The organism is Oceanobacillus sp. Castelsardo, assembly GCF_001659985.1.
Lineage (GTDB): Bacteria > Bacillota > Bacilli > Bacillales > Amphibacillaceae > Oceanobacillus.
Genome location: NZ_LYCS01000002.1, coordinates 334,145 through 353,781 on the forward strand (window position 1 = coordinate 334,145; position 19,637 = coordinate 353,781).

17 protein-coding genes are annotated in these 19,637 nt (G+C 36.8%); all 17 read right to left on the minus strand.

Annotated elements, in window-relative coordinates:
• Positions 1-52: 52 nt before the first annotated feature.
• Positions 53-1,078: a phosphotriesterase family protein gene (locus A9178_RS05795; RefSeq protein WP_068673254.1), complete on the minus strand. Its 1,026-nt coding sequence runs from the start codon at positions 1,076-1,078 to the stop codon at positions 53-55.
• A 12-nt stretch (positions 1,079-1,090) separates the two neighbouring features.
• Positions 1,091-2,710 (minus strand): class I adenylate-forming enzyme family protein, encoded by a 1,620-nt coding sequence (locus tag A9178_RS05800; protein ID WP_082918104.1) that lies wholly within the window; start codon positions 2,708-2,710, stop codon positions 1,091-1,093.
• 206 nt (positions 2,711-2,916) lie between these two features.
• Complete coding sequence (locus tag A9178_RS05805) at positions 2,917-4,530, minus strand: long-chain fatty acid--CoA ligase (RefSeq protein ID WP_197482157.1); 1,614 nt, start codon at positions 4,528-4,530, stop codon at positions 2,917-2,919.
• 250 nt (positions 4,531-4,780) lie between these two features.
• Positions 4,781-5,821 (minus strand): phosphotransferase family protein, encoded by a 1,041-nt coding sequence (locus A9178_RS05810; RefSeq protein ID WP_068673256.1) that lies wholly within the window; start codon positions 5,819-5,821, stop codon positions 4,781-4,783.
• Between the two features lie 26 nt (positions 5,822-5,847).
• A complete protein-coding gene (locus tag A9178_RS05815) occupies positions 5,848-6,627 on the minus strand; it encodes an enoyl-CoA hydratase/isomerase family protein (protein ID WP_068673258.1) in 780 nt (259 codons plus the stop codon).
• The gene (locus tag A9178_RS05820) at positions 6,624-7,613 is read right to left on the minus strand and encodes an NAD(P)H-dependent flavin oxidoreductase (RefSeq protein WP_068673260.1); all 990 of its coding nucleotides are present in this window, start codon (positions 7,611-7,613) and stop codon (positions 6,624-6,626) included. Before A9178_RS05820 ends, A9178_RS05815 begins: the two co-directional genes overlap by 4 nt.
• A 23-nt stretch (positions 7,614-7,636) precedes the next feature.
• On the minus strand, positions 7,637-8,407 hold the full coding sequence (locus A9178_RS05825) for an enoyl-CoA hydratase (RefSeq protein WP_082918105.1): 771 nt from the start codon (positions 8,405-8,407) through the stop codon (positions 7,637-7,639).
• A gap of 76 nt (positions 8,408-8,483) precedes the next feature.
• Positions 8,484-9,620: a CaiB/BaiF CoA transferase family protein gene (locus A9178_RS05830; RefSeq protein ID WP_068673262.1), complete on the minus strand. Its 1,137-nt coding sequence runs from the start codon at positions 9,618-9,620 to the stop codon at positions 8,484-8,486.
• Positions 9,621-9,657: 37 nt separating this feature from the next.
• Complete coding sequence (locus tag A9178_RS05835; protein WP_068673264.1) at positions 9,658-10,809, minus strand: thiolase family protein; 1,152 nt, start codon at positions 10,807-10,809, stop codon at positions 9,658-9,660.
• A gap of 141 nt (positions 10,810-10,950) precedes the next feature.
• Positions 10,951-11,721: a 3-hydroxyacyl-CoA dehydrogenase gene (locus A9178_RS05840; RefSeq protein WP_068673266.1), complete on the minus strand. Its 771-nt coding sequence runs from the start codon at positions 11,719-11,721 to the stop codon at positions 10,951-10,953.
• Between the two features lie 200 nt (positions 11,722-11,921).
• A complete protein-coding gene (locus tag A9178_RS05845) occupies positions 11,922-13,304 on the minus strand; it encodes an FAD-binding oxidoreductase (RefSeq protein WP_068673268.1) in 1,383 nt (460 codons plus the stop codon).
• Positions 13,305-13,582: 278 nt separating this feature from the next.
• Positions 13,583-14,353, minus strand: a complete 771-nt coding sequence (locus tag A9178_RS05850; protein WP_068673270.1) for an SDR family NAD(P)-dependent oxidoreductase — start codon at positions 14,351-14,353, stop codon at positions 13,583-13,585.
• A gap of 64 nt (positions 14,354-14,417) precedes the next feature.
• Complete coding sequence (locus A9178_RS05855; RefSeq protein WP_068673273.1) at positions 14,418-15,260, minus strand: crotonase/enoyl-CoA hydratase family protein; 843 nt, start codon at positions 15,258-15,260, stop codon at positions 14,418-14,420.
• A gap of 171 nt (positions 15,261-15,431) precedes the next feature.
• Positions 15,432-16,223: an MBL fold metallo-hydrolase gene (locus tag A9178_RS05860; protein ID WP_068673275.1), complete on the minus strand. Its 792-nt coding sequence runs from the start codon at positions 16,221-16,223 to the stop codon at positions 15,432-15,434.
• Between the two features lie 99 nt (positions 16,224-16,322).
• Positions 16,323-17,558, minus strand: a complete 1,236-nt coding sequence (locus tag A9178_RS05865) for an acyl-CoA dehydrogenase family protein (RefSeq protein ID WP_068673277.1) — start codon at positions 17,556-17,558, stop codon at positions 16,323-16,325.
• Between the two features lie 394 nt (positions 17,559-17,952).
• On the minus strand, positions 17,953-18,369 hold the full coding sequence (locus A9178_RS05870; protein WP_068673628.1) for an acyl-CoA thioesterase: 417 nt from the start codon (positions 18,367-18,369) through the stop codon (positions 17,953-17,955).
• 84 nt (positions 18,370-18,453) lie between these two features.
• Positions 18,454-19,623 (minus strand): thiolase family protein, encoded by a 1,170-nt coding sequence (locus A9178_RS05875; RefSeq protein WP_068673279.1) that lies wholly within the window; start codon positions 19,621-19,623, stop codon positions 18,454-18,456.
• Positions 19,624-19,637 lie beyond the last annotated feature (14 nt).

Sequence of the window (19,637 nt, forward strand, 5' to 3'; positions counted from 1 at the left end):
ACTAAATCCATCACATAAAAGGTATGAGGAATTCCTCATACCTTTTATATTCTTAATGTACACCGCTAGCGTTATTTACATTTCTTTCTTTAAGTGATTCACTGCCGCCAAATATTCTGTTAGGGTTTTTAACCAAAATTTGTTCAACTTGCTCGGCTGTGATACCTCCTTCTCTTAATGCTGGAACAATATTTTCGAAAATATTTCCAACATGCCAATTTGTTAACAATTTCTGCATTTCCTCTGGCATTTCAGGGGATTTCCCTAACCAATAATTTACTGTATCATGAGCCATCATTATCTGGTCTGCATACCCTAAACCAATAAGCCCAATTAGAGTTCCAATACGATCTTTATCCATCGGTGCTCCAACGAATCCTTGTAATCCAAAACGATCAAACCCAACATACACGCCTTGTTCTAAAGTACGTATATGATATCTTATATCTGTGTTTCCATCCATATGCCCAATTAGAATACGACTCGGATCTGCTCCCTCCGAAACTAATAGTTCAGCTTGCTCAGGTCCCATCGTCCCTTCTTGAGTGTGGGTAATAATAGAAATGCCTGTTTCCTTTTGTACTCTTGCTGCGACTTTGAAAAACATTTTCTCGTAATCTGTTATCACATCTTTACTAGTTCCTAATTTTATGACGCCTGGTCTCAGTCCGGTATTCCCAACCCCGTTTTGAATTTCATCCATATATAGTTCATATAATTCCTCTTCCGCCGTTCCTAAACCTTGCTTAAATTTAAAATATGCAGGTGCACCTTCCCCTTCATAATAATATCCCGTGGAAAAAATAATATTCAAACCTGTTCTTTCAGCAATTTCTTTAAGTAATTCTGGATCTCTACCGGAATCATTTGGCGTAGCATCCACAATTGTTTTAACTCCGTGTTGTTTTGCTCGATCGGCTACTTCTATCCCTACTCTTATCGCTTCTTCTCTATCTATAGGATATTTAGTGTTTCCATTGAAACCGGCATAACCGAAAAAGAAATGTTCATGCATCAATGTTTTTCCCAAACTATCAACTGCTACTGGTCCTAAAACGGTATTTACTGTTCTACTCATCATTATTTCCCCCTATTTTTTAATATTTGATGGTATATACTTAAGTTGTGTTTTAACCACTTTTCCATTTGGGTTTCTTGGTAAAAGATCCATAAACTCCACATAAGTCGGCACTTTAAACTTAGCTAACCTTTCTCTTACCCATCCTTTAACCTCTTCTTCAGTTAAGGACTCACCCTCTCGTGGAACGATGCATGCCTTAACTACTTCCCCATATTTCTTATCAGTAACACCAACAATTGCTACTTCCATTACTTTAGGGTTTGAGTATAGAACATCTTCTACCTCTACAGAGAAAACTTTCTCTCCTCCACGATTGATCATATCCTTAATTCTATCCATAATAGTTATAAAGCCTTGGTCATCCACTTTTGCTAAGTCGCCAGTAGATAGCCAACCTTCTGTTATCGTTTTTTGGGTAGCCTCATCATTTTCCCAATAGTTATGAATAACCATTGGCCCTTTAAATAATAATTCTCCAACTTTTTCACTTTCTAGTTCCACTCTTGTTTCCGGATCAACAATTTTGAAATCCGTAACGGGCGTAGGTGGACCTACAGCACTTATTTGACTCAATTGATGTTTATCCGGCATAATCACCGCTGGAGAAGTGGTCTCTGTAAGTCCATAAGTATTATGCAACTCAATATCTGGTATCCAATCTTTTAGTGCCCTTAATGTCTCACCTGGCATTGGAGCACCACCAAAACCTATAACACGAAGATTAGTAACATCATAGTTTCTATAATTCGGCTCAAGCAAAGTCATCACAAAAACAGTCGGCGAAGCGATAACATGCGTAATTTTTTCATTTCGCAATATTTCTAGAAATTCCTTCGTATGAAACATTGGCATAAGAACAATTTTTCCGCCTAGATAGATGAGCGGCATTAATTGCGCGGCAAGTCCGGTAATATGAAATACAGGAACCGCTATAACGGTGGAATCTCCTTCTTTTAGGTTATAGCAGTATTTATAATTTAAAATGGTATGAATCACATTGCTATGCGTAATCAATGCACCCTTTGGCCTTCCAGTTGTTCCAGAAGTGTACATAATAAAAGCATTGTCAGTCTCATCTACTTCAACCTGAACTTCTTTTTCAGTATATTCTTCTACCATAGTTGAAAATGGGATGGATCCTGTTGGTGACTGTTCATCCGTAATAAAAATCTTCTCAAGTTCAGTATTTTTTAAAATAGGATTTAAATTTGGCCACCATTCTTTATTTGCAATTAGTATTCTAGCATCGGAATTTTGTAGCATAAACTCTAATTCTTGTGATTTTAATTTAGTATTAAGCGGAACCGCTATCGCCCCTATTTTAAGAGCCGCATAAACACCAACAACAAATGGTGTTCCATTCATTAATAAGAATGCGACCCTATCCCCCTTTTTCACACCAAATTCATATTTTAATTGATAGGCTACGTTATTTACTTGCCTATATAATTCATGATAGGTAAGTCGTCGCTTTCCATGAACAAGTGCAATTTTATTTGGGTAGCGCTTTACACTTTCTTCTAAAGTTTCGTTAAGATTCTTTGGTCTATTTTTGTAGGCTTTCATACATACGCCATTTATAGTTTCTTCATGGATAAGAGGCTGCAATTCTTCCCAAAAGCCTAGCATTTCCTTTCCCCCAATCAATAATTAGAAATATATTAGCTAAGGCTATTATTTATTACCTTGAACCTACCTGACGATTAATATAGTGAATATTCAGCCAATTATTTTTATAAATAGCCCTTTTTGGGGAAATTAGTATTTGTTGGCAACTTTAGCAAATCCCTAATTTCCCCATCTATGAAAAAAACTTACTTCAATTCATAAAAGGTCTATATTACTAATTGCTTTTCAACTTGTTCTCGTAATTTTGCCTTTAAGAATTTCCCAACAGAAGTTTTCGGTATTTCATCCATGAAAAGCACTTCATCAGGTAGCCACCACTTAGCAAACTGTGGCCGTAAATATTCCATTATTTCATCTTTAGTAACCTTGTGTTGTGCACCATCTTTCAATACAATGCAAGCAACAGGTCTTTCCTGCCATTTTGGATCAGGTATGGAGACCACAGCTGCCTCAAATACAGATTCATGGGCCATAAGTGCATTTTCTAAATCCACAGATGAAATCCACTCTCCACCACTCTTAATCAAATCCTTTGTACGATCTACAATTTTAATAATTCCTTCCTCATCAATGGTTACGACATCTCCCGTATGTAACCATCCATTTTGGAAGGCGTCCGAATTACTATCCCCTTTATAATAAGCATCTGCAATCCATGGGCCACGAATGAGTAGTTCACCCATGTCTTTTCCATCAGGCTTGACTTCCCCATTTTCATTCACCGCTTTTATTTCAATTCCAGGTACTACTAATCCCTGTTTAGATAGCAATTCTAAACGTTCATCAACCGGAAGATCCGATTGGTAACTTTTTACCCGTGTTACCGACACAAGTGGTGAGGTCTCCGTCATACCATATCCGTGTAAAAATGGAATTCCATATTTGGATTCAAACATATGAATCATCCCTTTTGGCGCTGCGGAACCCCCACATAATAAAGCGCGTAGACTACTAGTATTATAAGTACCTTCTTCCAATTCCTTCAATAAACCTAACCATATCGTTGGAACACCCGCTGAAAAGGTAACCTTATACTCTTCTAACATTTCTGCGATTATTTTTGGTGTCATATTTGGTCCCGGAAAAACTTGTGTTGTACCCATCCATGTAGCCGCGAATGGCATACCCCAAGCATTTACATGAAACATCGGAACAACTGGTAAAACTACATCCGCTTCGGATAATGCCAGTGTATCTGTCATACCCAATGCCATACTGTGTAAATAGATTCCTCGGTGGGTATAGATCACACCTTTTGGTTTTCCAGTAGTACCGGATGTATAACAAATACCCGCTGGATCATTTTCATCAATTTTTGTAGTAAATTCATAGGTATTATCTGCTTTATCTAATAATTGTTCATAGGAATAAACTGGTTGTAGGGAGGTTTCTGGGAGTCTTTCATTGTCTGTCATAATAACATATGCTTCTACTGTTTTAAGTTCATCTTTAATACTTTCAATTAGTGGGAATAAATCTTCATCTATTAACAATATTTTGTTTTCTGCGTGGTTTATAATATAAATTAAATGTTCCTTCGACAGTCGAAAATTAATTGTGTGTAGAACCGCACCCATACTCGGTACAGCAAAATATGCCTCTAAGTGCCGGTGATGGTTCCAGGCAAGCGTTCCAACTCGATCTCCTTTTTTAACCCCTAATGATTCAAGAGCACTTCCCAATCGCTTCATTCTACCTACTGTGTCTTTATAGGTAAATAATTGCACTCCGTTTTGCGTCCTTGAAATGACTTCTTTCTTCGGAAAATACTGCTCTGTTCGTTTAATCATAGAGGCAATAGTTAATTGTGTATCCATCATGATACATTCCTCCTTCATCATAACAACTTTTGTTAACGTTTACATATACTATATAATTTTAAATATTCCGAATTATAATGTCAAGCATAAAAAGAATTAATAACGACGTATATTTAGTGTCTATAATCAAAGGTCAACTAAACAGTATTGAGCTCCAAATTTTATAATCACATAAATAGATGTGTCCAAGTGCTACCCTTTAGGAAGTAGCACTTTTACATTTTTTAATATGTTATATTTATGAGCCTTCTTATAAAAGTCTATTATTCCTAGCCTCTTCTGCAAACTCTATTAAATTTGTAATTCCTTTATTTAAGTTAGAAAATCTTTCATCTTTCACTTCACCAATTTTCCATCTATAATAAAGTTGTTGTAGAATGCCCGCCAATTTATAAAAACCAAATGTTAAATAAAAATTAATATTGGTTACATCTCGGCCAGATAATTGGACATATCTTTCTAGAAATTCCCTTCTACTATAAAAACCTGGATTTGCTGTCACAGCAGTAATCCCTACATCAACTTCCTCATCAATCCAATATACAAGGGTGGAGCCTAAATCAGTTAAAGGATCACCTACCGTAGCTAGTTCCCAATCAAAGACGCCAACAATTTTACTAGAGTCGTTGCGGTCAAACATCATATTATTCAATTTAAAATCATTATGGACAATAGTAGCTTCTTCGTTTATTGGTATATTGTCTACTAACCATTTTTCAATATTTCCAATGCTTCCTGGTACATCATCGGTCTTTGAATTTTCATGGCGTTTAATCCATCCATAAACTTGACGAGTTAAATAACCTTCTGGCTTTCCTATATTACTAAGATTGGACTTTTCAATATCAATGTTCTGTAGTTCAACTAGTGCCTTAATAACCGATTCTGATACATTTTTACCAGTTTGTTCTGTTTTCCCAAATTGTTTGGGAATGTCGTTATCGATTACTATACCATTTCTTTTTTCCATAAGGTAAAAATGTTTATCCATTATTTTTGGCTCTTCGCAATAGATGAATGGTTTCGGAGCTAGAGGGAAAACAGGGTTGACTTTCTTTAATATGCGGTATTCTCTTTCCATATCATGTGCTTTTGGTGGAGTATATCCGAATGGTGGTCTTCTTAATACTGCTTCCCATTCTCCAATCTTAATCATATAGGTTAAATTAGAATAGCCTTCCGTAAATTGCTTAATCTCCATTTTCTCAGTAGGTATTCCTTCTATGTTTGAACGTATATAACTTTCAACCTTTTCCCAGTCTATCGTTCTATCTGTTGTACTCTTTCGCACTCATTCATCCTCCTCTCATCTAAGATTTACTTTCCAGTAAAATCGGGAGAGCGCTTTTCTAAGAATGCTTGTATCCCTTCCTTGGAATCTTCTGTTTGAAACATTAAGGTTTGAATCATATTTTCTTGCATGATACTTGTTTCATGAGAAAATTCACTTGCATGGTTTAATAGATATTTAACAAACCGGTTGGAAACTGGCGGACCTTTTACTATGAATTGGGCGAATTCTGTTGCATCTTCCAATAAATTCCTGCTTGTTGACAATCGATTTACAATGCCTTTTTCAAAAACTTCTTCAGCAGTAATTCTTCTTCCAGAAGCTACCCATTCTTTTGCTGTTTGTGTTGGGACATTATCGGCTAATAATTTGATTAGACCTAAATCCGGTGACAACCCAATGTTCCTAAAACTGGATATAAATAATGCATTTTTATCAGCAATAATAAAATCAGATGCAAGTGCAAGACTAAACCCTGCACCAGCCGCAAATCCGTGGACTGCTGTGATTACAAATTTATCTAAATGAAGGATTGCTTTTGTTAAGGATGATGATTTTTTCATCGAATCCATTACTTCTTTCGGGCTACTATCCGGATTCATGGAACTGATATCCCCACCTGAACAGAATGCTTTCCCCTCTCCGGATAAAATAATTGCTTTTACTTCATCATCCTTTTCTGCATCTTTAAGGGCGGAAAGCAGTGCAGAAACTAAGTCGCCGGAAAGAGAATTTCTTTTTTCTGGACGATTCATGGTAAGGTAAGCAATGTTATTTTTTTTGCACACCTTTAATACTTCCGTCATTTTTTCACCCCCATTTTTATGGCCTTTTTGGAAACATCTTTAATCGCCTGATAATAACCTTGTTTTAATTCCTCAACAATTTCAGCAACAGTCTGAACCTTGATAATTGGACCAATACCTTGCCCTGCGCCCCAAATATCTTTCCAAGCCTTCACTTCCGAATTCCTAAGTTCCGAAAAATCAATCTTATCCTTTTTCTTCAAATTATTAGGATCAAGTCCACTTCTCTCAATACTTGGGATTAAATAGTTTGCATGAACCCCACTAAATGAATCCGTGTAAATAATATCTTCAATAGACGCTTCTACAAGCATCTCCTTATACTCATCTTGAGCCAAACTTTCTTCCGATGGTATGAAGCGTGTACCTATGTAGGCGTAATCAGCTCCCAAAATTTCTGAAATAAGAATGTCTTCCCCTTTTGACATCCCACCAGATAAAGCTATCGGTCCATCAAAAAATTCTCTTACTTCATGGACGAAAGAAATTGGGTTATAGGTCCCTGCGTGTCCACCCGCTCCACTGGCTACAAGAACTAGGCCGTCTGCACCTTTTTCAATCGCTTTTTTAGCAAATTTAATATTAATCACATCAGAGAATACAATTCCACCATATTCCCGGACAATCTCAACAACAGGTCCGGGATCTCCAAGGGACGTAATGACAACAGGGGGTTGGTATTTTCTAATTAACTCTAAATCCTCTACATATCGTTTGTTTGAGCGATGAACAATAAAGTTTACACCCCATGGAGCGATTTTCTTACCCGGATTTTCTTTTTGTATCCTATCCAATTCAGATGTAATTTCGTTCATCCAATTCTCTAAAACTTCTTCCGTTCGGGCATTTAAAACAGGAAAAGTACCAATAACACCTGATGCACAAGCATTGATAACCATTTTAGGACTATTAATTAAAAACATTGGTGCAACGATCACTGGCAAATCGACTGAATCCCTAATTCTTTCTATTGCTTCACTTCTCACTGTGAACCCCTCCCCCGTTTGATTTATTTATGTGTAAACACAGGTTTTCTTTTTTCAATAAATGCGCTAACGCCTTCTTTTGCATCCTCTGTTACAAATAGATCATCAAATAATTGCTTTTCCATTTGTAGACCTTCTTCTAACGATAATTCACTTCCGACATTTACTAATCGTTTTATTCTACTTAACGCTTGAAGGGATTGGCTTGCCAATTTGTATGCCAGTTTTTCTGCAGCTTCCATCCCTTCCCCTTTTGGTACTACTTGATTGACGATTCCCAATCTATGTGCTTCCCCAGCACTAACTGGATCCCCGGTAAACATAATTTCCTTCGCCTTGGACGGGCCAACAATCCTAGGAAGACGTTGGGTACCCCCACCACCTGGTAACAAACCTAGATTAACTTCAGGTAGTCCTATTTTCGCATGATCCTCTGCAATTCTAATATCACAAGCTAGAGAAAGTTCTAACCCACCACCAAGAGTAAATCCATTCAACATTGCAATAGTTGGTTTCGAGACACTTTCAATCATGTTAAGAACGGCGTGAATATCAATTTCATCTCCCTTTTCGGGATCTCGTTCAGGAAATTCCTTAATATCTGCACCAGCCATAAACGCTCTATCACCTGCACCTGTCAAAATTATAGAGATTACTTCTTTGTCTTCTTGTAGTTGTTTAAATACGAAATTTAATTCCTTTGTTACCTTTTGGCTAAGGACATTCATTGGCGGATTATCGATTGTAACTGTCGCAACCCCATTTTTCTTACTTACAGATAATAATTCAATCATGTGACCATCTCCCTAAAATTAATTTAATACAGGGCCTACATTCATTCCCAAAAATATGTAAACCCTTATATCTCTTTTATTTAACTGCATCGCTTTCTTCCAAAATTTCTTTTGTATGTTCCCCTAGCTTAGGAGCTTGTCCTCTAATCCTCCCTGGGGTCTCTGATAATTTAATTGGAATTCCAACTTGTTTTACTGTGCCTAGTTCATCATGATTAACATTTTTAATCATTTCTCGAGCTTTTACTTGTGGATTTTCTATCATTTCATCAAATGAAAGAACTGGAGTTACACATGAATCTACCATAGAGAAAATCTCCATCCACTCATCTAACGACTTTTGGAATATAATGTTTTGAATTTCTATTTTCATTTGATCTTGGACTTCCATTGGTGCATCTAACTGCGAAATAAAGTTTTCTTTACCAATCGCCTTACAAAATCCACTCCAGAATTTCAGCTCTAGTGCCCCAACAGACATCCATTTTTTATCTTTTGTTTGGTATACTTCATAGCAAGCTAGCTTACCACTTAATACTAACTCTCCTCTGTTTGGATGATTATTTGTAGCTAGATAACCAGGTAAAAGGGTTGGTAACCAAGAAATAACTCCATCCATCATCGAAATATCTACCATTTGACCTTTGCCTGTTTTTTCCCTTCCAAATAATGCAAGTAAGATACCAACAGCAGCTGGAAGTGCTCCCCCACCAATATCAGCTATCTGCGCCGCTGGAATTTGGGGCTTTCCGTTTCTTTCTCCCATCATATTTAGCAAACCAGCATAACTAATATAGTTAACATCATGACCTGGTACGTTAGCATATGGGCCATCTTGACCATATCCTGTAATCGCACAATAAATAATACCTGGATTTATTTCTTTTAATGTTTCATAATCCAATCCCAATCGTTTCATTACCCCTGGCCGGAATGACTCGATTACTACATCAGCTTCTTCAACTAACTTAAGAAAATATTCTTTATCATCTGCTGATTTCAAATTCAAACACACACTCTTTTTATTTCGATTTAAAGAATGATAAAATGCACTGTCTTCATCAACTTTCGGCATGTATTCCCTTGCATAATCACCAATACTAGGTTCCTCTATTTTAATAACTTCTGCTCCGAAATCTCCAAGAATCATAGAACAATAGGGTCCAGGTAATAAACGAGACAGGTCCAATACACGAATAGATGTTAGTGGCAACTTAGGTTCCTCCTTTCTTTTATATATGTGGTAGTCATCAATCTAATCTTTCAATAATGGTAGCGTTCGCCATACCATGCCCTTCACACATCGTTTGTAGTCCATATCGGCCGCCAGTTCTTTCTAGTTCGCTCATCATTGTAATCATTAAACGTCCACCACTAGCACCAAGTGGATGACCAAGTGAGATTGCTCCACCATTTGGGTTTAATTTTTTAGGATCTGCTCCAGTTTCTACTAACCAAGCCATTGGAACGGAGGCAAATGCTTCGTTTACCTCAAAAATATCAATATCATTAATAGTGAGTCCAGATTTTTCAAGGGCCTTTTGTGTAGCTTGGATTGGTCCAGTCAGCATTAAAGTTGGATCAGATCCTACAACTATACGAGTACGAACTTTGAATCTAGGTTTTAATCCTAGTTCTTTTGCTTTCTCACTTGACATTAGAAGGATTGCATTTGCTCCATCACTAATTTGACTAGAGTTTCCTGCCGTAATATTTCCATCTTTTTTAAACGAAGGTCTTAGACTACCCAATTTTTCAACACTCGTATTTTCACGTGGTCCCTCATCATCCTTCATCACAGCCGTCGTACCATCTGGTAAAGTAACTTCTAAAGGCATAATTTCTTTCTCAAATCTACCTTCCTTACGAGCTTTTATTGCCTTTTGATGACTTTCTAATGAGAACTTATCCATTTCCTCACGAGTGAATCCCCACTTTTCTGCAATACGGTCAGCAGATAACCCTTGGTGAATTATTTCGTATTTTGAGGTTAATTCCTCACTAAAATCCACGTCTAATCTATTCGATCCTATTGGTACACGCGACATGTTTTCAATACCACCAGCAATCACAACATCCATATCTCCACTAATAATTGCCTGGGCCGCAAAATGAACAGCCTGTTGACTAGATCCACACTGTCTATCTATAGTCGTACCAGGCACTTCAATAGGGAATCCTGCTTGTAATGCCGCAACTCTAGCAATATCTAACGATTGCTCTCCAACTTGAGAAACACAACCGAAAATAACATCTTCTACTAAACTTGAAGAAATGCCAGCTCTTTTCACCACTTCTGCTAACGGTTTGGCTGCTAAATCTTCCGCACGTATCTCACTCAAGGCACCATTCCTTTTTCCTACAGGGGTTCTAACCCATTCAACAATAACAGCTTCACGCATACTCTTTTCCCTCCTTCATCCGCCCTTTTGAAATCCCTTACAATTTCAAATGGCAAATAATTAATAAATAATTCAATAGCATTAAAATATTCCGAATTATACAATCACAATTATACCATTACTATATAAAAAAAAGAAAGTTTATCTCGGTTGCATACGGATTGCCCCGTCCAACCGGATTGTTTCTCCATTTAACATCGGATTTTCTATAATACTTTGTACTAAATGTCCAAATTCCTTAGGAAGCCCCAGTCTTGAAGGGAAAGGAACCATAGCACCTAACGCTGTTCTGACTTTTTCCGATGCCCCTGCAAAAAGCGGTGTTTCAAATAGTCCCGGTGCAATAGTAAGTACTCTTATGCCTTCAGAAGCCAAATCTCTGGCAATAGGTAACGTCATACCAACAATACCACCTTTAGAAGCACTATACGCTACTTGACCTATCTGTCCTTCAAATGCAGCTACAGATGCGGTATTAATTATAACCCCTCTTTCACCATTCTCGTTTGGTTTATTCCCACTCATTTTTTCTGCTGAAAGGCGAATAGTATTAAACGTTCCTACTAAGTTTACCTGTATTACTTTGTTAAAATTCCCTAAGTCATGAACCCCTTTTCTACTGCTATACGTTTTCTCAGCGATTCCAATACCGGCACAATTAACTAGTGTATTGATATTCCCGAAAGTACTTATCGCATGTTCTAAACCCACCTGCACACTATCTTCATTTGTAACATCTGTTCTAATAAAAGAAACATTTTTCCCAAGTTCCTCTACTAAATTTCTTCCTTTATTTTCTTGTAAGTCAAGGATTGTAACTTTTCCACCTTTTGCAACAATGTTTCTTGTTGTTGCTTCACCTAATCCCGATGCTCCCCCTGTAACTACAGCTGATACTTGATTTAATTCCATGATCACTTCTCTCCTCGTTCGGTTTATAGTTATTTTAGGTCCTTAAGGATTCTTAGCAATAATTAGAAATAGCTAATTCATTTTTATTTTTACTACTTCCTGTGAATACCATTCAATGACATCATTCTAGTATTTTTAATAGTTCATAGTTATACACACCTAAACCTACAGCTGTATTTCTATATCATAAACCTTTCACACTATATGACTCTATCTGCTTCAAAAATTTTCCCTAGGTTCAAAATATTTTTAGGATCTAAAACAATCTTAATATCCTTCATTATGTTAAGCGCTTCCCCATGCTGTAGCTTTTGATACTTCATTTTCCCCAAGCCTACACCGTGTTCCCCCGTACAAGAACCTCCTAGTTTTAAAGCGTGCTGCACTATTTGTTCATTTACATTGTTTGCCATTTCCATATCCGATGGGTCATTAGGATTAATTATTAAACCTGCATGAAAATTTCCATCCCCTATATGCCCAATTACTGCTCCCATTAGATTAGATTTTTCTAAAACTTTCCTCGCGAATTCTAGTGCTTGTGGGGTTTTTGAAATTGGAACACAAACGTCTGTATTCATCATTGTTTTGCCGGGGTTATGGTGTAGATACAAGTAGTACAAGTTATGTCTCATTTCCCATAATTCGGCCCTTGCTTTTGTATCTTCCCCTACTTCAAAGTGACTACATCCATTCTGTTCAAATATTTCTTTTATCATATCAACTTCATGCCTCATGGTTGACTTATGACTGTGAATTTCTAGGAATAGGGTTACGCCCTCTTTATAATTGGTACCATTGGCTTGATTTATTTGTTTTATAGATAATGCATCAATTAAATCACTGCGTGCTATGGAACTTCCTATTGAAAGGGCAGCCACTGTTGCCTTTGCCGCATCGTACACAGAAGGAAAAAGCGCAATCCCCGCTACTATCGACTCGGGGATTCCATAGACTTTTAATGTAATTTCACTAAAAACCCCTAATGTCCCTTCTGAGCCAACAAATAATTCGGTTAAATTATACCCGGAGGATGACTTTTTCGCTTTACTACCAGTACGAATCACTCTTCCATCAGATAAGACTACTTCTAAGTCAAGAATATTTTCCTTCATGTTTCCGTACTTCACAGCGGTTGTTCCACTTGCATTTGTGGATACCATCCCCCCTATACTAGCATCCGCACCAGGGTCAACAGAAAAGAAGAGTCCATGTTTACCTAATTCTTTATTTAATTCTTTTCTTGTAACTCCTGGCTGAACTTTTACTAATAAATCATCAGGATTAATTTCAAGAATTTGATTCATTTGACCAAAATTTATGGAGATTCCTCCTTTTAACGGAATAGCCTGTCCCTCTAGCCCGGAGCCAACACCAAATGGTACAACAGGTATTTCACTATGATATGCAATTTTCATCAAGTCAGATATTTCATTTGTTGTTTTTGGACAGACTACAACATCTGGTAGATTAGGAGGATGAAAGGACTCATCTCTACTATGTTGTTTTCGTATCGTTTCATTTGTACTTACACGTTCTTTTGGAATAACCTTTTGTAGCTGTTTCATAATGTCCAAGCTCATGATAATCACCTTCCTTATTTATAATGGGCACCTTCTCAACTAGAAAGAATAAAAGAAAATACTATTTTCCCCCGCACTTACAGAATATATAATGATTTAAAACATATAATTGATTCTATTGTATTCATGTTCTTTATATAATATGAGATGTTAATGGTTAATAATAGATATTGTAGTAGGATTTTATTTTTCTATTAGATGCGAGTAATTGGTTTGATAAAAATAAAAAAGGTGATCATCGAATACAACTTCTATAAAAGGCTTTATTTTTCAGTTAATCACGTCAACATGTAACCTCCATCTACAAGCATATCAATTCCTGTTATATAGGAAGCTTCTTTAGAGGATAAAAATGCTATAGCGTTAGCAACTTCCTCCGGTTGACCCAAACGCTTCATCGTTGTTTTTTTGTTAATAATCTTCACTAATTTTTCTTTCCCTTTGTCCACCATAGCGGTTTCTACAAAACCTGGAGAAATCGAATTAACCCGGATACCACTCCTAGAATACTCAAATGCCATGGCTTTTGTAAGATTAATAACGGAAGCTTTAGCTGCACTATAATGCGGAAATATTGCACCAGGCTTATGTCCCGATAAAGACGCTACATTAAGAATGGAACGATTTACATTAGGATTCTTACTCGATCCATCCATCATCACTTTTCCAATCTTTTTCGATACTAGAAAGACACTATTTACATTTAAATTTTGAATTTCTTCCCATTTCTCAATAGAAGTTTCTTGAATAGTTGAATTGTATAATCCTCCGGCGTTATTAATAAGAACGGTTACATCTTCGAATTCCGTTTTCACATAATCTACTAAATTCTCTACCTCTTTTTCAGAAGTAACATCACATGCAAATGGAAATGCTACCTTCTCATTCCGATTATTATTTATATCACTTGCTACTTTCTCCAATTTGGAAACTGTTCTTCCAACTAGAATTACTTTGGCACCTTCTGAAGCTAATCTTTTCACCGTTGCTTCCCCAATTCCACTTCCAGCACCTGTTACAACTGCAATTGCATTTTCAAATCTCGTCATCATTATCCCCCTAATTTTATTGAATTTCTTATTACATTTTTCTAGATTTTTCTTTTACTCCGTTTTATTTGAACTTGCGCTCTTTCCACCACGGGACAAAGTCTGGCATATCAGAGCTTACCCTTAAACTAAAGTTGGGTTTACGTTTTTCGAGAAAGGCTTGTACTCCTTCTTGAACATCTGCATTTCTTCCAGTCCAGTATATATATTTAGATTCCACTTTATGAGATTCCATTGGGTGATCCGCACCTAGCATTCTCCACATTAATTGTCTATTTAATGCGACAGACATAGCCGATGTATTTTCAACAATCTCATTTGCAAGTTGTCTTGCTGTAGGCAATAATTCATCCGCCGTTACTACTCGACTAACTAACCCATGTTCCTTTGCTTCCCTAGCCGAAAAAATTCTACCAGTTGACACCCACTCCATCGCTTGACTAATTCCAACAATTCTTGGTAAAAACCATCCACTACACGCTTCTTGTGTAATCCCTCTACGCGCAAAAACGAATCCCATTTTTGCATTCTCAGAAGCAATTCGTATATCCATTGGCAAAGTCATGGTGATTCCAACTCCAACTGCTGAACCATTGATTGCAGCAATAATTGGTTTGTTAAGTTCATAGATTCGTAGAGAAACTAAACCACCACCGTCATGATAGTCTTCCATAGGGGTATCAGATTGAAATATGCTAGCGTCTTTATCTAAATCAGCACCAGCACAAAACGCTTTACCTTCTCCAGTCATAATGATCACTCTTACTTCATCATTTCTGTCTGCATGTTCCAAAGCTTGAATAATCTCTTCCCCCATATACTCGGTATAAGCATTCAATCGGTCTGGTCGATTGAGCGTAATCGTCATGATATTGTCCACAATATCTGTTTTAATTGTTTTAAACATATTGATTCCCTCCCTATTTAAAAGGCTAAAATCTCCCCCGGATGCTCAAGCTAATTTAATGCACCAATTCGATAAGATAAATTGAATCTTTAATTTATTCCATTAACCCGCTCCATTCTTTTTTATCTATCATCACTATATGAATAACATTCCACTTTAAAATCCAATATTTTAGCTTTGAGTGTCCGATAGAATAGAGTACACAATATTTATAGAACTATATTCCCCTTTTGAATACTCCTCCACTCTATATTTCTTTGCAAATAAAGTTTTGTCTATTTCTAATACGGAATAACCCTTCTTGTGTAAATCCATTACCGATTCGTATATTCCTTGTAAGTTATTTAACTTAGTTTTCAACTTTTCCCTTCCATCCGGTAAGTAGCCTGCATGAGAACAGTACATTGCTCCAAAATCTAATTTTAATAACTTTTGTATGCTATTCATCATCTTTGAGACTGACTCAGATTTCATTAGTACCTTAATCGTTGGTAAAATAAAAATATCACCAGAGAACAATCTACCAGTTTCCTTATTAAATAATGAAACATGGTCATCTGCATGTCCTGGTGTATAAATGGCCTCCCATTCTAAATGTCTAGATTGTATGCTGTCCTCTAATGGTAAAGTTTGAAATTCCTTTCGAATCCCCCATGCCCTTTGGCGATATTCCGGATAATCGGCCGAACTATGACAAACCTTCATACCCTTTGGATGAATATAAATGGGGACACTTTTGTTTTTTTGGATCCATGAAGCCGTACCTGCATGATCCTCATGACTATGGGTTAGCGTAACTGAATCAAAATGATGTCGGTTGTAAAAAGCTATTAATTTGTTTTCTAATATTTGTGGTCCTGTATCTATTAACATCCCATCCACTAAATAAAGATAAACAGAATTTTTACTTGGCGTCTCTGCTTTCACACAAGTAACTTCATTATGCATAGAAATATCAATCATATTGTTGAATCCCCCTATTGCCACTTGAAGTAAAATAAAAGCAACAGATAAATAAAATTTCAGTGGGGATCATACAAAATCCCCCACTGAAATATCCTTTTACTTAACGATTGCTTCTTTTGATTTCTTGTTTCTTCTCTCACGGATCTCTAACTTCGCAATATCTCGAATGTGTACTTGATCCGGCCCGTCTACAATTCGAAGTGTTCTTGCATGTGCATAATGTTCAGCCAACGGAAAGTCTTGCGAAACTCCTCCGCCACCATAGACTTCTATTGCTCGATCAATTACATTTAATGCAACTCCTGGAACCGCAACTTTTATCATGGCAATCTCCTTACGTGCTGCTTTCGCTCCATACTGATCAATCTTATGGGCTGTGCTAAGTGTTAATAATCTTACTTGCTCAATTTCCAACCTGCTCTCTGCTATTTGAGCCCGAAGCACATCTTTATCAATTAGTTTGGAACCAAATGCCTCTCTATCTTCCGCGCGGTCAATTAATAAATCTAATGCACGTTCCGCTTGTCCAATACCACGCATTGCATGATGGATACGGCCGGGACCTAACCTACCCTGTGCAATTTCGAAGCCACGACCCTCACCTAGAATTAAGTTAGATGCCGGTACTCGCACATTATTAAAGTGTACTTCTCCATGACCCGTTGGTGCGTGGTCATAACCAAATACTTTTAATGGACGTTTTACCTCCACCCCAGGTGTATCCATTGGAACTAAAACCATTGATTGTTGTTTATATGTGTCCGAATTAAAGTCCGTTTTCCCCATAACAATAGCAATTTTACACCTCGGATCTAATGCTGATGTAGACCACCATTTTCTTCCGTTAATTACATACTCATCACCGTCACGAATAATTTCTGTTTGAATATTTGTCGCATCAGAAGAAGCAACAGATGGTTCCGTCATCGAAAAGATTGATCGAATTTCCCCCTCTAATAATGGAGTTAACCATCTTTGCTTTTGCTCATCGTTACCGTACTTAATTAGTACCTCCATATTTCCAGTATCAGGGGCGTTACAATTAAAGATTTCAGGTGCAATTAAGGATCGTCCCATAATCTCACATAAGTATGCATATTCATAATTTGTTAACCCTTTACCATATTGTTCATCCGCATAAAAAAGATTCCATAATCCTTGTCTTTTTGCCTTCTGCTTCAATTCTTCTATAATTGGCGGAATTGTCCAACGGCTATCGGCTGTTTCTAAGTATGCCTCTACTTCCTTCTCGGCAGGGTAAACATGCTTCTCCATAAAATCTATTAATTCTTCCCTTAGTCTTTCTGCATAACTAGATATTTCTTTTAACATACAAATTCCTCCTCTGAAATTAAGTTGAATTACAATAATGGTTATTGCCTATTGACCTAATTCCCTAAGATGCCTAATCACATTTCTTGTTAATAATTAGCCTTTAATTTCTGAATCTAATTCCAGAAATTATTGTGTTCAAATGTGATACCAATTATTCTGTATATTTAAAATTCTATCATTGTTCTATTTTTTACACAATTAAACTAATAATATTGGAAATATTTCTGTTCTGTTATTTATTTTATGAATATTGAGCAGTTACTCATATGAAAAAATTCAAAAATAGGCTTGCGTCATTTGGTTATACGCATGCCTTATTTCCACTTATAAATAATATGAAAAAGTACAAATCATAGATTGTTCATACCCTTTCTATTTATTTTCTTCTGACTTAAGTATTTAGATTACGTTCTAAATAACCCCTTATTTCAGCTGGAATAGGTTGAGATGTTTGTTCTGAATAATTAAAACTTACAAGTGTTGCAGAAGCCCGGATAACCACTTGATCGGTATTCGCATTTGTAATCACATGATTAAAGGTAAAACTCTTATTTCCAATATGTGAAATAGTTGTTTTTACTTTTAGAATATCCCCAGCATATGCTTGTGAAATATAATCACATTTGGTTGAAGCTAAAATAAAATTATTTAAAGAATGCTTTTCTTTTTTGTTAACCTGTTTAAATTTCTGAGTAATATATTTTGTTCGTGCCTCTTCTAGGTATAAAAAATAACTTGTATTATTCACATGACCAGCGGCATCGGTCTCACTGAAACGTACATATACTTCAATTTCATTAGTTTCCATATTACCCTCCATTAGTATGTTCCCACCTATCATTTCATAGGTGGGAGTACTATCTTTTTCCTTTTACCTACTACTATTCTTTTACTATTCTTTTTCAATAATGGTTGCTATTCCTTGACCTCCACCGATACATGCCGTTATTAGTGCATATCTTCCTTCAGTTCTTTCTAATTCATATACCGCTTTTGTAACAAGGATCGCACCTGTTGCGCCGAGTGGATGTCCATGTGCAATCGCACCACCATTCACATTTAGTTTTTCGGGATTAAAGGATAGTTCGCGATCACAAGCAATTACTTGCGCAGCAAAAGCTTCATTTAGCTCTATCAAATCGAAATCTTCTAATTGAAGACCTGATTTCTCCATTACCTTCTTTGTTGCTGGTACAGGCCCAATCCCCATTATATTAGGATCCACTCCCGCCACAGCTGTTTCACGAATGACTGCTAATGGTTTTAACCCTTGTTTTTCCGCTTTTTCACGAGACATGATTACAAGTGCAGAAGCTGCATCATTCAGTCCAGAACTTGACCCAGCCGTAACGCTACCATCTTTAAGAAAGGCAGCTGGGAGTTTTGATAGTCCTTCAATCGTTGTATTTGGGCGAGGATGCTCGTCTTTATAAAAAGTAATTGGTTCTCCTTTTCTGATTGGAACGGTTATTGGAACAATTTGTTCATCAAAACGACCTTCTTCCATCGCTATAGCCATTCTTTGTTGACTTCTAAGAGCAAACTCATCCTGTTCCTCTCTTCTAATATTATATTTTTTTGCTAGATTTTCTGCAGTTATCCCCATAGGAGGATCTCCAATTTCTTTTGGTGAAAGTTGAGAGTTTCTAAACCTTGGCAGCATCGGAGCATATGGTTTTTCAGGTCTATCCATAAGATAAGGTGCTCGACTCATACTTTCCGTTCCACCCGCTATATAAACTTCACCTTCGCCTGCTCTAATTGCCTGAGCTGCTAATGCAACTGCATTAATTCCTGACCCACATTGTCTATCGATCGTTAAACCTGGAAGATTAATAGATAATCCAGCTTGTAATGCGGTTAATCTAGCAATATTTCCACCACCACTTAATACATTTCCAAAAATCACATCATCAATTTCTTCTGGGTTTACTTTGGCACGTTTAACCGCTTCTTTAATTACTTCTGCACCATATACATGAGCTGGAACGGTGGCTAATGCTCCCCCTTGTCTAGCAATTGGTGTCCGAACAGCTGAAACAATGACTGCATCTCTTTTCATTCTTTTACACTCCT